This window comes from Nocardia sp. NPDC051911 (assembly GCF_040681035.1).
Classification (GTDB): domain Bacteria; phylum Actinomycetota; class Actinomycetes; order Mycobacteriales; family Mycobacteriaceae; genus Nocardia; species Nocardia sichangensis.
The window spans coordinates 137234-150904 of sequence record NZ_JBFAXY010000015.1 but is presented as its reverse complement, the minus strand read 5'-3'; the positions used below and the strand labels follow the sequence as shown (position 1 = coordinate 150904).

Annotated in this window: 15 protein-coding genes; 7 read left to right on the top strand and 8 right to left on the bottom strand. The window is 68.0% G+C overall.

Going from position 1 to position 13671, the window contains the following annotated elements; translation table 11 throughout:
• The 4 genes from AB0L97_RS20410 to AB0L97_RS20395 all read right to left on the bottom strand — a co-directional run bounded on the left by AB0L97_RS20410 (position 1) and on the right by AB0L97_RS20395 (position 2901).
• Positions 1-300, bottom strand: a complete 300-nt coding sequence (locus AB0L97_RS20410) for a hypothetical protein (RefSeq protein WP_364431692.1) — start codon at positions 298-300, stop codon at positions 1-3.
• On the bottom strand, positions 297-659 hold the full coding sequence (locus AB0L97_RS20405; RefSeq protein ID WP_364431690.1) for a DUF190 domain-containing protein: 363 nt from the start codon (positions 657-659) through the stop codon (positions 297-299). Before AB0L97_RS20405 ends, AB0L97_RS20410 begins: the two co-directional genes overlap by 4 nt.
• A gap of 92 nt (positions 660-751) precedes the next feature.
• Positions 752-925, bottom strand: a complete 174-nt coding sequence (locus AB0L97_RS20400) for a hypothetical protein (protein WP_356960966.1) — start codon at positions 923-925, stop codon at positions 752-754.
• Between the two features lie 476 nt (positions 926-1401).
• Positions 1402-2901, bottom strand: a complete 1500-nt coding sequence (locus tag AB0L97_RS20395; protein ID WP_364431688.1) for an MFS transporter — start codon at positions 2899-2901, stop codon at positions 1402-1404.
• A 117-nt stretch (positions 2902-3018) separates the two neighbouring features.
• On the opposite strand from AB0L97_RS20395, the gene AB0L97_RS20390 reads away from it, so the two are divergent.
• Together AB0L97_RS20390 and AB0L97_RS20385 are read left to right on the top strand one after the other, a co-directional pair.
• Positions 3019-3699 (top strand): TetR/AcrR family transcriptional regulator, encoded by a 681-nt coding sequence (locus tag AB0L97_RS20390; RefSeq protein ID WP_355077834.1) that lies wholly within the window; start codon positions 3019-3021, stop codon positions 3697-3699.
• Between the two features lie 54 nt (positions 3700-3753).
• On the top strand, positions 3754-5052 hold the full coding sequence (locus AB0L97_RS20385) for a D-arabinono-1,4-lactone oxidase (RefSeq protein ID WP_355077835.1): 1299 nt from the start codon (positions 3754-3756) through the stop codon (positions 5050-5052).
• Positions 5053-5071: 19 nt separating this feature from the next.
• On the opposite strand, the gene AB0L97_RS20380 is transcribed toward AB0L97_RS20385, so the two are convergent.
• Positions 5072-5827 carry a Sir2 family NAD-dependent protein deacetylase gene (locus tag AB0L97_RS20380; RefSeq protein WP_364431680.1) on the bottom strand — a complete coding sequence of 252 codons (756 nt, stop codon included), beginning with the start codon at positions 5825-5827 and terminating at the stop codon, positions 5072-5074.
• A 107-nt stretch (positions 5828-5934) separates the two neighbouring features.
• Between AB0L97_RS20380 and AB0L97_RS20375 the strand changes: the two genes are divergently transcribed.
• The 3 genes from AB0L97_RS20375 (at position 5935) to AB0L97_RS20365 (ending at position 8306) form a co-directional block, all read left to right on the top strand.
• Positions 5935-6846 (top strand): oxygenase MpaB family protein, encoded by a 912-nt coding sequence (locus AB0L97_RS20375; RefSeq protein ID WP_364431677.1) that lies wholly within the window; start codon positions 5935-5937, stop codon positions 6844-6846.
• A 602-nt stretch (positions 6847-7448) separates the two neighbouring features.
• Complete coding sequence (locus AB0L97_RS20370; protein ID WP_364431674.1) at positions 7449-7862, top strand: arsenate reductase ArsC; 414 nt, start codon at positions 7449-7451, stop codon at positions 7860-7862.
• Positions 7863-7916: 54 nt separating this feature from the next.
• Positions 7917-8306 carry a VOC family protein gene (locus tag AB0L97_RS20365; protein WP_355077839.1) on the top strand — a complete coding sequence of 130 codons (390 nt, stop codon included), beginning with the start codon at positions 7917-7919 and terminating at the stop codon, positions 8304-8306.
• On the opposite strand, the gene AB0L97_RS20360 is transcribed toward AB0L97_RS20365, so the two are convergent.
• Together AB0L97_RS20360 and AB0L97_RS20355 are read right to left on the bottom strand one after the other, a co-directional pair.
• Entirely contained in the window at positions 8303-9007 is a 705-nt protein-coding gene (locus tag AB0L97_RS20360; protein ID WP_364431669.1) for a helix-turn-helix transcriptional regulator, read from the bottom strand. The genes AB0L97_RS20365 and AB0L97_RS20360 overlap by 4 nt on opposite strands.
• A gap of 73 nt (positions 9008-9080) precedes the next feature.
• A complete protein-coding gene (locus AB0L97_RS20355; RefSeq protein ID WP_364431666.1) occupies positions 9081-9782 on the bottom strand; it encodes a TetR family transcriptional regulator in 702 nt (233 codons plus the stop codon).
• An 85-nt stretch (positions 9783-9867) separates the two neighbouring features.
• On the opposite strand from AB0L97_RS20355, the gene AB0L97_RS20350 reads away from it, so the two are divergent.
• On the top strand, positions 9868-11037 hold the full coding sequence (locus AB0L97_RS20350) for an FAD-dependent monooxygenase (protein ID WP_364431663.1): 1170 nt from the start codon (positions 9868-9870) through the stop codon (positions 11035-11037).
• A 25-nt stretch (positions 11038-11062) separates the two neighbouring features.
• Here the strand turns inward: AB0L97_RS20350 and AB0L97_RS20345 are convergent, their stop codons facing one another.
• Entirely contained in the window at positions 11063-11557 is a 495-nt protein-coding gene (locus AB0L97_RS20345; protein WP_355077843.1) for a hypothetical protein, read from the bottom strand.
• A gap of 707 nt (positions 11558-12264) precedes the next feature.
• Here AB0L97_RS20345 and AB0L97_RS20340 point away from each other — a divergent pair.
• Positions 12265-13659 carry a phosphatidylglycerol lysyltransferase domain-containing protein gene (locus AB0L97_RS20340; RefSeq protein ID WP_355077844.1) on the top strand — a complete coding sequence of 465 codons (1395 nt, stop codon included), beginning with the start codon at positions 12265-12267 and terminating at the stop codon, positions 13657-13659.
• Positions 13660-13671: the final 12 nt, after the last annotated feature.

Below are 13671 nucleotides of genomic sequence, written 5' to 3'. Positions count from 1 at the left end.
TCATGTCCACGACCGCCCGGTCACCGCCGACCCCACGGCCACGTCGTTCATGTCGGCCGCCGGCCGGAACGACTCGCAGCCCTCCATGCTGAACGTGGTCGGCACGGTGCGGAAGCCCGCTTCCGCGGCGGCGAGCGGTCGGTCACCCGCCGGCGCGCCGCTCAGATCGCCGAGCCGCGCCGAACCGACAATGGTAACGGCCGACGTGCCCGGCGGCATCGGCGAGGCGAAATCCGCTGGTGCCGCGAGGGCTACGGGAGAACCGGCCGGGGCATCGGGCTTGCCGCGGGGTCTGGTCATCGCTCACCTTCCTGCCACTGGTCCACCGGTGCCAATGTGACGTTGACCGAGGTGAACAGTTCGGCGTTCCGCTCGACGAAGGCGCGCAGGCGTTCGAAATCGTCGACCAGCACCAGCATCAGCGGAAGGTGGTCGGCGATATCCAGGATCCGGGTGGTGTGCACATGCGAGGACGCGCCGTATCCCTCGATGCCGCGCCACACGCTGGCGCCCGCCAGGCCGCTGTCTCTGGCCCGGCGCACGATCTCGTGATACAGGGGCGTGTGCCGCCATTTGTCGTCCTCGTCGAGCAGCACGGTGAGCCGTGCCGCGGGCCGCCACCGTCCCGCCGCGGCGCCATCCGCTTGCGAACCACTCATGCCTGCCCCCTTCCGTCGTGCCGTTCCCGTCGATCGCCGAGCCGAACCAGGTACTCACCGTGCCATGCCCGCGCCGGGCTCCGACGCCCCGGCTACGCCACCGCCACCCCCGAGGCGGACGAGCGCGGGAAGTGCCGCGCCCGGTCCGAGGAGTCTACGAACCTCGCGGGTGGGGTGGAGAAGGTGGTGCGACCGCCGGGTGCGCCGATACCGAGAAGGGTGCACAGCAGCCCCTTGGCTACCCACACCGAAGCGGTCGGAATCATCGGGTTTCCGATTGCAAAGCATCCCATGACATTTACCGCGTACGCCGGGTAAAGGACCGCCCACCTCTGCACGAGACCGGATCGAGCACAATGCCGATGGCGTTCAGCAAAGCCCGCCACATCTACTTACCTCGTATTTTGCACCAATAATGGTGATTCGGGAGCGCTTTGCCGTGTGCGGCGGACGAGCACCGCGTGTCGTGCGCGATAATCGGCGAAGGGCTCCGCGATCCGGATCATTGCCGCAGCCCATGGCGGAAGACTCGTCCCCACACCGGAGTAGAGCGCCAAGAGTGGCCGATCGGGCAACCGCAGAGCACAGTCCCGCCACCCCTCCTCGCGATGGCACCGCCGCGCTCGCCGACGAACCCGCGATCGCCCGGCTCGGACAGCGACGACGGCCGCCGCCCCCGCGACGGAATCGCGGGGACGGCGGCCGCTGTGCCGGAAACCGGATCGGCGGTACCGCACTCGGTTCAGTGGGCGAGCACCGGCTCTCCCTCGGCGGGCACCGGCGCCGTGCTCGGCATGAGCACCGCGGTGAGGATGCCGCCCACCACGAAGATCGCCGTGGCCCACCAGAAACTGGTGGTGTAGCTCTCGATCGCGGACTGGGCGATGGTGAGCGGGTCCGGGGTGCGGGCGGACAGGTAGTCCGTGGCCGCGGACGCCGCGATGGTGCTCAGCAGCGCGGTGCCGATCGATCCACCGACCTGCTGGCTGGTGTTGATCATGGCCGAAGCCACGCCGGCGTCCTCGTGCTGGACGCCCGAGGTGGCGCCCTGGAAGGCGGTCGACATCGAACCGCCGAGGCCGAACCCGAGCAGGATCAGCGCGGGCAGGATGTGGGTGACGTAGCCGGTGTCCAATCCGATCCGGGTCAGCCACGCCATGCCCGCCGCCGCGATCAGGAAGCCACCGCTGACCACGACCTTCGGGCCGAGTTTCGGCAGCAGCAGCGACGGGCCGGTAGTCGAGGAGGCCACCATGGCGGCGACCATCGGCAGGAACGCCACGCCGGTCATGATCGGCGAGTAGCCCAGGGTCAGCTGCATGTAGTAGGTGAGGAAGAGGAAGATCGCGAACATCCCGATGCCCATGACGAAGACCGTCAGGTAGGAGGTGCCGCGCATCCGGTCGAGCACGATCCGCACCGGAAGCAGCGGGTGCGCGACCCGGGTCTCCAACCAGGCGAACACCGCGATCAGCGCCGCACCGCCGAGCAGGAACGCCAGGGTGACGCCGTTGGTCCACCCGTCCGATTCCGCGTGCGAGAACCCGTAGACGATACCGAACAGGCCCGCGGTGACCACCACCGTGCCGGGGATGTCGAGCTTGGGCCGCTCGGTGCTCGTGTGCTTGGCCAGCAACAGCACGGCCCCCACCAGGGCGACGGCGGCGAAGGCGAGGTTCACGAACATCACCCAGCGCCACGAGGCCCATTCGGTCAGTGCGCCGCCGAGCAGCAGCCCGATCGCGCCGCCGGTGCCGGCGACGGCGCCGAAGATGCCGAACGCCTTCGCCCGCTCGGACGGTTCGGTGAAGGTCACGGTGAGCAGCGAGAGCGCGGCGGGCGCCAGCAGCGCGCCGAAGACACCCTGTCCGACACGAGCCGCGACGAGCATCTCGAAACTGGTGGCCGCGCCACCGACGGCGGAGGCGACCGCGAAGCCGACCAGACCGATGATGAAGGTGGTGCGCCTGCCGAACAGGTCGCTGAGGCGTCCGCCGAGCAGCAGTAGGCTGCCGAACGCCAGGGCGTAGCCGGTGACCACCCAGGAGCGGTCGCCGTCACTGAAGCCGAGGTCCTGCTGGGCAGCGGGCAGGGCGATGTTCACCACGGTCGCGTCCAGCACCACCATGAGCTGAGCGACGCCGAGGACGGCCAGCACCCACCAGCGCAGGGCGTGCGAGCCGCGCCGCCCACTTCCCGTTCGCTCCGGGGCCGGGGCCCCGCGGTCGATCGCGGTAGTCATGTGTACCCTTTGTCTCGAGCATTGATCCGGAGAATGCTCCTCCGCTTACTCGAAGAAGCTATCACGATAACGGAGACAACACCTCCGGTTAATCCCCGATGTTGATAGAATGGCGGTGTGAATCACGCCACGGTCGCCTCTCCACCCCGGCGCCTGCGGGCCGATGCCGCGCGCAATCAGCAGCGGATCATCGCCGCGGCGCGGGAACTGTTCGCCGATCACGGACTCGAGATCACTCTCGACGACGTGGCCGAGCGCGCCGGTGTGGGTGTCGGCACGGTGTACCGCCGCTTCGCGAACAAGAAGGAACTGATCGTCGAAGTCTTCGACCAGAACCTGAACGATTTCGCCGACGCGGCCGACGCCGCCTACCGGCATCCCGATCCCTGGTTCGGACTCGTCGAGTTCTTCGAATACGCGTGTCGGCACATGGCCACGAATCGCGGATTCAGCGAAGTCATGCTGGAACTCGAAGACGACGAGACCGACCGATTCGCGGTCGTGCGCGATCGCATCAAGCCGAAGGTGCACGCCATCTGCGCACGCGCCCGCGACGCGGGCGTGCTCGCCGACGGCATCGAGCCCTCGGATTTCTTCGCGCTGGTGCACATGGTCGACGGTCTCGCCGAGTTCGCCAGGCCGGTCAATCCCGATGTCTGGCAGCGGTATATGGCCATCATGTTGAACGGCGTGCGCGGCGACAAGACGCCGCGTCAGCATCTCGTCGTCCCCCCGCTGAGCGACGACGAGGTCGAGCACGCCAAGCAACAGCTGACCTGCAGCTGGCGCAAGAGGTAGCGAAAACGAACCGTAAGTAGCGCGGGTCACACACACTCCCGTAGAGTTGGACACATGACCAATTCGTGGGTGAACTGGGCCGGCGATCAACGCTGCGCACCCGCACTCCTCGCCACGCCGCGCTCCGTCGACGAACTGGCCGGCCTGCTCGCCGACGCCGAAGCCGACGACCGGACCGTGCGCGTCGCGGGCAGCGGGCATTCGTTCACCGACGCCGTCCTGACCGACGGCACCTTGCTGAGCCTGGCGAACCTGAACCGCGTGCTCGACGTCGACCGGGCGAGCGGCCTGGTCCGGGTGGAGGCGGGCATCAGCCTGAACGCCGCCAGCACCGCCCTGCACGAGCACGGCCTCGCCTTCCCGAATCTGGGCGACGTCGACGTGCAGACCGTCGCGGGCGCCATCGCCACCGCTACCCACGGCACCGGCGCGACTTTGCAGAACCTCTCCGCCGCGGTGCATTCGGTGGAACTGATGCAGGCCGACGGAACCCTGGCGGAACTGAACGAGCAGACCGATCCCGACGGTTGGCGCGCGGCGCGCGTCGGCATCGGCGCACTGGGCGTCGTCACCGCCCTGACACTGCGGATGGCGCCGTCCTTCGTGCTGGAGGGCATCGAGCGACCGATCCCGGTGGAGGACGTGCTCGCCGACCTGGATTCGTTCGTCGACGGCAACGAGCATTTCGAGTTCTATATGTTCGCGCACAGCCCGCTGGCCATGACCAAGCGCAACAACCGTGTGCTCCTGCCCGAACAGCCGCGCCCCAGAGCGGTGGACTGGTTCACCGACATCTTGTTGTCCAACTACCTGTTCGACGCGCTGTGCGGCCTGAGCCGCAGGCAGCCGCGCCTGCTCCCGTTGATCCAGCGCAGCGCCGCCTACGCGGGCAGCTACCGGCGTCAGGTGGACCGCTCCTACCGGGTGTTCGCGTCGCCGCGCCTGATCCGCTTCACCGAGATGGAGTACGCGATCCCGCGCGAGCACTCCGTCGACGCGATCCGCGAGATCAAGGAACTGTCCACTCGATTCGACACCCCGATGCCCATCGAGGTGCGGTGGGTCGCGCCCGACGACGCGTTCCTGTCCCCGGCGGCCGGCCGCGACACCTGCTACATCGCGGTGCACCAGTACCGGGGCATGGACTTCGAGCCATACTTCCGCGCCTGCGAAGCGGTTTTCGACCGCTTCCAGGGCCGCCCGCACTGGGGTAAACGCCACTTCCAGACCGCCGCGACGCTGCGCGGCCGCTATCCCGACTGGGATCGGTTCGCCGAGGTGCGCCGCCGCTTCGACCCGAAAGGGCGTTTCGCCAATCCCTATCTCGACCGGGTACTCGGCCCCGTCGGCTGAACCCGGCGCACCGCAGGCTTCACTCCGGTGGATCGGCGAGGAGCTCCGCGACCAGACGGGGCACGGCCGTGCCGATGGGTTCGCGGATGATCTCGGTGGCCATGGCGTCGTACGGCGTCGGCTCGGCGTTCACGATCACCAGATCCGCGCCGCTGCGCACGGCGATGGAGCACATCGACGCGGCGGGCTCGACCTGCAACGACGTTCCGATGGCCAGGAAGATGTCGCTCGTCTCCGCGGTGAGCGCGGCCTTGGTCATGGTGCGGCGGTCCATCTGCTGGCCGAACATCACGGTGGCGGACTTGAGGATGCCACCGCAGTCCGGACACGGCGGGTCGGGTTCTCCCGCGGCCACTCGATCCAAGGTGGCGGACATCGAGGTCTGGTAATCGCATTCGATGCAGACCACCTCGAACATGTTGCCGTGGATCTCGATCACCCGATCCGGCGATGACCCCGCCCGCTGATGGAGGCGATCGATGTTCTGGGTGATGATGGTGACCGCTCGCCCGGCCCGCTCCAAGTCGGCGAGCGCGTTGTGCGCGGCGTTCGGGACGGCCTGCCAAGCCGGATTGTCCCGCCGCGCGAGCCAGGCGCGTTCCCGCAAGCCTCCGTCGGCCACGTAGTTCTGATAGGTCGACAGCAATTCGGCGATCGGATCCTTCGTCCACACCCCGCGCGGGCCGCGGAAATCCGGGATGCCGGAATCGGTGGAGATGCCCGCGCCCGTGAGTACTCCGATCCGGCCGGTACGACTGCGCCACTCGGTCGTCATATCTGCACAGCCTAGGGGCAGCGACGAGATCGGACACGGATAGACGATGAGAGATTGTTAGGGTTATTATCTCATTGTATGAGTTCGGCCGATCAAGGGAGATCACGATGACCGCGTCCGTCGCACGCGAATCCACCGGCGCGCGTATGCTGCCGCCCCGCCGCCCGATCGAACCGGGAACCCGCATGTGGGAACAGACCGGTCTGATCACGTTCTCCCTCACCGCGGGCTCGGCCTTCCTGTTGCAAACGATGGAACCGACCATCTCCGCGGTGGTGGACGAGTACTCCACCTTCCGCACCGATCCGATGGGACGTGCCACGCGCAGCCTGGCTTCGGTGATGATGTGGGTCTACGGCGGCGACGAGGCGCTCGCCGAGGCCGACCGCCTGCGGGAGCTGCACGCGTCACTGAACACCACCGACGCCAACGGCGTGCGCCACACCGCGCTGTCCAGCGCCCCGTGGGCCTGGGTGCTGCACACCGGGACGTTCGCCTTCACCGAAAGCGCCAAGTACTTCGCCAAGCGCCCGCTCACCGCGGCGGACAAGGAAGCGTACTTCCAGGAGACGCTGCAGCTGTTGCGCAATTTCTCGGTGGCGCCCAAGGAGATCCCGGCGAACTACACCGAATTCGAGAAGTTCTTCGACGACACCGTCGCGAACCATCTGGTCGCCACCGACACCGCGCGTGATTACCTGCGGGTGATCCGCTCCGTCGCGCCGCCGAAGCAACTGCCGCGGGCGCTGCGTCCGGCCTGGAAAGCGGCGGCCGCGCCGATCGGCTGGCTGCAGTACTTCGTGACGGTCGGCACCACGCCCGAGGTTGCGCGCCAGAAGCTCGGCCTGACCTGGACCGCGGCCGACGAGCGCAAGCTCCGGATGCTCGGCCGGCTGATCGCGCGACTGGTGCCGCTGCTGCCGGAGCGGTTGCGTTACTTCCCGATCGCCTATGAAGCCCGCCGCCTCGAACGCGATCGTCAGCGGCTGCGCAAGATGATCGACCTGCGTCCGATCTGATCCGCCTCCGGGAAATAATCCCTTCTCCGGTGGACATGCGCGGCGGGCGAGACGATTCGATCCCCGCGGCCATGACATTCCGCTGATTCGCGCGTGTACCCCGGTCGACCTCGCATCGACCGGGGTACACGTGTCGGCGGTGCAAGAGACCGAAGCGCGTTCGGCGATGTGATATCGCGCGTTGCGTAGTGATCCGCATAACAGCGGCTACCGGGGTGATGCCCGCACGTCCTGAGCCTGTGCGCTCGCCGGATCGAATCGCGTATCGTCCCGCGCTGCCGAAAGCTCGCGAACCGCAACGTCTCTGGATGCCGCGGCCTTCCTCGTGCCTTCCGGTGCGCCCCTTCGGGCGAACACTCCTGCGCTACCGTCCAGTCCCCTCCGGCATGCGAGTACGCGGCGGCGGCGCGATCTCGGATTCGGGCTCTGACCTGCGATCACCGTACGCGCGCGCACACGAAGGCACGGCGCGCCGTAACGATTCACGGCTCGCTGGTATACGTATCTCATACGCTCCGAAAGCGTTTCGGCTCACCCAGCCGGGCGGCCGGTCCGCCAGCCAGCACACTTATGCTCCACCTTGCACATCGAAAGGCGTTCCCATGTCCCACAAGCCCAGTGTGCTGTTCGTCTGCGAACACAACGCGGGCCGTTCGCAAATGGCCGCCGGGTTCCTCACCGCCCTCGCGGGCGACCGGTTCGATGTGCGGTCGGCGGGCAGCGCACCGGCCGACGCCCTGAACGCCACGGTGGTGGACGCCATGGCCGAGATCGGCATCGATATCTCAGGACACACCCCCAAGCCGCTCACGATGGACGCGATCGGCATCTCCGACGTGGTGGTCACCATGGGCGCGGGCGACGCCTGCCCGTTCTTCCCCGGCATCAGCTACCGCGACTGGATGCTGCCGGATCCCGCCGACCAGACCATCGATGTGGTGCGCACGATCCGCGACCACATTCGCATCCTGGTGGAGAATCTCATCGCCGAACTGGTCCCCGCACCCGCGCGGTAGGCGCTGTCCGATTCGTTCAAGACGCGCCCGCGCGGCACTGCCTACGCTGCCGGCATGACACCACAACTGGATGTGATCGGCATCGTCGTCCGCGATATGGCCGCCGCGGTGACCTTCTACCGCCGCCTCGGTCTCGACTTCCCGGACGGCTCGGAACACGAGGGGCATGCCGAGGCGGCTCTGCCCAACGGCCTGCGGCTCACGCTGGACACCGAGACCGTCATCCGCTCCTTCCATGCCGACTGGACGCCGTCGACCGGAGCGGGCCGACTCGGAATCGCCTTTCGCTGCTCGGATCCCGCTGAAGTCGACGCCGTCTACGCCGAACTCGTGGACGCTGGATACCACGGCGAACTGAAGCCGTGGGACGCCTTCTGGGGGCAGCGCTACGCGGTGGTGCAGGACCCGGACGGCAACGGCGTCGACCTGTACGCCGCTCTCTAGGACTGGGCGAGGAGCGTTCCCAGCGGGATCCCGGCCAGCGCGCGCACCTCGCGCGACAGGTGCGCCTGGTCGGCGAAACCGGCTCGCGTCGCGGTTTCGGCGAGCGGTACGCCCTGGCGTGCCGTCCCCAGCGCGCGTTGCAAGCGCAGCACCCGCGCAAGGGTTTTCGGGCCGTAGCCGAAGGCATCCAGGCAGCGGCGGCGCAGGGTCCGCTCGCCGAGCCCGGCCGTGTCGGCGACCGCCGCCACCGGCCACCCGGCGTCGAGCGCGCCGACCAGCTTCCGCAGGAGCGGATCTGCCGGTTCGGTCTCGGCCGCGCGCCGGCGCACGAGGTGTTCCAGCGCTGCCGCCTGATCTCCGGCACCCGCGATCCGGTCGACCAGCGGCCGGACCATCGCCGACGGCCACAGCTGAGCCAGATCGACTCGCCGGTCACGCAACTCGCACGCCGGGACGCCGAGCAACGCGGGCGCGGTTCCCGGGAAGAACCGGACGCCGAGATACCGGTCGCCGGACGTTCCACCGGGATAGTGGGCACGGGTGTCCGGTCCCGCGACGACCAACCGGTCGTTCATCCAGATCAGATCCATGCAGCCGTCGGGCAGCACCGGCAGCGCGGAGCCACTGGCGTCGACGGTCTTGGTCCACAACACGGCGCCCGCGTACCTCGACGGCCGCTCGCGGTAGGCGGCATCGTCCATGCCGCCGACGCTACCCCGGGCCTCCGACGAACACGAGCGGCTTGTCTCAAAAATATCGTCTCAATAAGACGATTTATTTGAGATAGCGGTACAGCGTCGCCCGGGAGACACCCAGCTCCCGGGCGATGTCCGGGACGCTGCGGCGCTCCGTGTCACGCATCCGCCGGGCGAGTTCGATCCGCTCCTCGGTCATCGCCGCGGGCCTTCCCCTGGACGCCGACGCGGGCGGCTTCCGGTCCGCGGGCGCCAACAGCAGGCGCACTCCTTCCAGCACCTCAGCACGCAACTGTTCGACCGGAGCCTCGGCGTACAGCACCACCGGGTCACTGAGCCCCGCCACCGCCTGGGTGGCCCGAACGCGCTGCGCGAACGTGGCGTCCGGGCCCGCCACCAGGATGTTCGCCTGCATCATGGTCTTGCTGAACCGCTCGAAAATGGTTCCCGGAGCGGCCAATGCCAGGTCTCGGACATTGAGCCGGAGCAGGTAGCGATGCGTGAGGAACACGTCGAGCAACCCTTCGATCACGCGACGTTGCGCCTCGCACGGATCGGGATCGGCCGCCTCGGCGACGACGCGTTCCATGGTGAGGAGCAACGGTTCGGCCAAACCGGCCAGGATGTCGTACTTGCTCGGGTAGTGGTACAGCACGCCCGCCTTGGAGATGCCCAGCTGCTCGGCGATCGCGCGTACCGAGGTGCGGTGGTAACCATGCGTCCCGAACAGGTCCATGGCCACCTCGAGGATGCGCGCGCGGGTGGTCGTCTCGTCGCTCACGGTACAGATCCTACCTGTTGACTGACCGATGGTCAGTGTCTTACATTCATGACTGACCAACGGTCAGTCGACGAAGGAGGCACTCATGGCCCACGAACCCCGCATTCTCATCTCCGGCGCGAGCATCGCCGGACCGACGCTCGCGTACTGGCTGGTGCGCAACGGCTTCCGGCCCACGGTGGTCGAGCGCAGCCCCGCACTGCGCCCGGGCGGCAACGGCGTCGACATCCGCGCCAATTCGGTGCGGATCGCGGAGCGCATGGGCGTGCTGCCGCGGCTGCGCGAACGAGCCACCGACATCCGCGAGTTGACCTTCGTCGACGCCGCCGACCGCCGCGTCGCGGGCATGAGCACCAGCACCTTCAACGGGGACGGCGACCTCGAGATCATGCGCGGCGACCTGGCCCAGGTGCTGCACGAGGCGACCGCCGACGACGTCGAGTTCAGCTTCGGAGATTCGATCGCCGCGATCGATCAGCACGAGGGCGGCGTCGAGGTGACCTTCGACAGCGGCAAGCAGGCCGAATTCGACTTGGTTCTCGGCGCCGACGGATTGCATTCGCGGACAAGGAATCTCGCCGTGACACCCGAGGCGGACGCGCTGCACCACCTCGGTGTGTACTTCGCCACCGCGCGTATCGACACCGAGCTCGGACGTCCGCACTCGGTGACGCTCTACAACACGCCGGGGAAGGTGGCGGGCGTCTACCGCTCGGGGAGCCACGACACCGCGACGGCCTTCTTCGCCTTCCGCGAGGACCGCGTGCTCGAGGTCGACCACCGCGACCAGGATGCCCAGAAAGCCCTGCTGCGCGAGTATTTCGACGACCAGGCCTGGCAGGTGCCCACCCTCCTCGACCAGGCCACCGCCGACGACGGCTTCTATTTCGACGCGGTGAGCCAGGTCCGCATACCGGCCTGGTCGAAGGGGCGGGTCGCGCTGGTCGGCGACGCCGGTTACTGCGCGACGCTGCTGTCGGGCGCGGGCGCGGCGCTGGCCATCGAGGGCGCACATCTGCTCGCGACCGAGCTGGCCGCAGCGGGCGGTGACCATCGGATCGCCTTCCGCCGCTATGAGCAAGCCCTGCGTCCGACCGTGCTGCGGGCACAGCGTTCGGTGCGGGCGAGCAGTTCCATGCTGATTCCGGCCACCGGCGGCCGCATCTGGTTGCGCAATAAACTGACTCGCCTGATGGTGTTGCAGTCCCTCGCGTCTCGCGTCTACCGGCCGGTCGAGGTGCGCGCCGCCGCCTGAACAGCCGGGCACCGCGCCGGTGCGATCAGCGCTGCGGCGGCGCGATCGGGACGATCTCGCGCGGCACGACGCGCAGATACGGATCACGATGAGCGGCAGCGATCTTCGACTCCGCGTCCCGGCAACCCACGGTGACGTCGCTGTTCGGGGCGGAGGAGAACGTCCACACCGTCACCCATTCCGTCCCGCCGAACGTCTCGGTCTTCTTCGCGTCCGACGAGCGCAGATCTTCATTCCGGCCGGAACTATCGGTGACTGTGCAGCGAATACCGCCGACGGCTTGCCCCCAAGCGGCGGGAGCCCGGATATCGAGCACCGCATCGGCCGGCACCGGAACTTTCTTTACTTCACCCAGCAATATCCGGAGCCCGCCGTCCGCCGCCTCGTCGTCGCGCGCTCCGGCCGTCGTGGCCGGAGCGCTCGAGGCGGCACCGACGGTCGTCGAGGTCGCCGCCGACCCCTCCGAAGGATCGTCGGAACACCCGGACACAGCAGCGACTACCAGCGCGGCAATCGCCATCCAGCTCAGTTTCACAGTCGGACCTCTCGTCGCGCCCACTCCTCAGGCGGTTGGTTCGGATCAGCCAGGCACTGAGCATGACAACGGGACAGCGGAAAATCGCGGATACACGCCGAGGAATCAGCAATCGGGCTGCAATCGACCGAATCAGCCCCCAAGAGAAAGAAATAGGGTTGAATTGTCGATTTGCTTCGATCATGCTCCGCGCACATTCGGGCAATCGGTCTGCAGCCGAGGATTCTCCTATGTCGTCGCGCGGGCGCACATCGCGCGGCCGGCATCGCACCGGTTGACCGCCGAAATCCGACCTCGGAGCCCCGATGATTTCGCCCGTGACGTCGGCGGCGACCTTCGGCGATCGGATCGCGGCCCGCCCGGACAGCCCGCGCCACCACGCGGCGGGCATCACGGCGGAACTGCTGGTCGCTCACGCCGATCAGGACGGTCCACGCCACCCGATCGGATCGCACGACTGGAAGCGGCCCTGGCGAAGGAATAAAACGGGATTCATCCGATGTTTGCCCCTGGGGGCGGCACGTGCCCTGCGTCCGGCTCGGTTCGTGCCCCCGGGCTACCCGACGGTTCGGAAAGGCATTTCCCCTGGACCGTCGGGTGCGCATAGTGTGTTCGGTAGGCGATCATCTGGAGGGCCACCATGGCGAAACTGTCGTGGGTAGCGAAGCGCGCGGGCAGAGCGGAGCCCGCTCGTGCCTGACGGTCAGGGAACCTCCAGCTCGCGCACACTGCGCGCCACCACCCTCAGCGGCTACCGGGAAGCCGCTTTCACCACCACGCCCGCCGCGCGCGCCACGCTGATCACCCTGGCGCTGCTGATCGCGGTGATCCTGGCCTACGAGGCCAACGCCACCTCGAACGAGACCGTCGACCACGGTTGGTTCGTCGCACTCGCGCTGTCCGGCGTCTTCGTCGCGCGAGGGCTGCACCTGCGCAGGCCGATCACGCTTCCGCACCTCACCGCCGCGGTGCTGGTGCTGGCCGTCGCGCATCTGGCCTACCGCGCCGAGCATCCCGGCGCCGGATTCGTGCTGCTGGCCGCCACCGGCTTCGTTCTGGTGCTGCCGATAGCCAGCAAACCGCAGCCCGACCAGCTGTACCGAGTGGCAGAACTGGTCGGCCGCACCGAGGGCGATGCGCTGGCGCCGTTCGCCTTGCACTCGTCGAAGACCTACTTCTTCAACGCGTCGTCGACCGCCGCGATCGGCTATCGCGCTCGCTTCGGCATCGCCGCCGTGGCGGGCGACCCGATCGGTGATCGCGCGGCCTTCCCCGAACTGGTCGCCGCCTTCTCCGACTTCGCGGTCAACCAGGGCTGGCGCGTCGCCGTGCTGGGGGCGAGCCCGGAACTAGCGGATCTGTGGCAGGTGTGGGCGCTGGAGCATCGCGGGCTGCACGCGGTACCGATCGGCCGCGACGTGGTGCTCGATGTGGACGAGTTCGACCTCGTCGGCCGCAAGTTCCGCAACCTGCGCCAAGCCGTGAGCCGGACCAAGAATTTCGGCGTCACCACCGAGGTGGTGTACGAGTCGGCCCTCACCGAACAACGACGCGAGGAACTGCTGGCCATCGTCGACGAATGGCGGCGCGGCAGGCAGACCCGTGGCTTCTCGATGATCCTGGACCACCTGCTCGACGGACGGAATCCCAACATGCTGGTGGTCATCGCCAGCGACGCCGACGGCAATCCCGTTGGCTTCCAGCGCTACGGCATCTCGGACCGGGGCCGGGAACTGAGCCTCGACGTGCCGTGGCGGCGCAAGGACGCACCCAACGGCCTGGACGAACGCATGATCGTCGATCTGGTCGACTACGCCGCCGCGCACGATATCCACCGGATCTCGCTGGCTTTCGCCCCCTTCCCGGAACTGTTCGCCGAGAAGGACAAATCGCGCACGGCCACGCTGCTCTACGTGCTGGTGCACCTCGCCGATCCACTGATCCGGCTGGAATCGCTCTACCGCTTCCTGCGGAAATTCCACGCGCTGTCGGATCAGCGCTACGCCTTGATCCGCTGGCGCGAAGTGGTCATCGCCGCCGCCGCCCTGCTCACCCTGGAGTTCGCCCCGCACCGCCGCGAGTACTGAGCGGCACGGTAC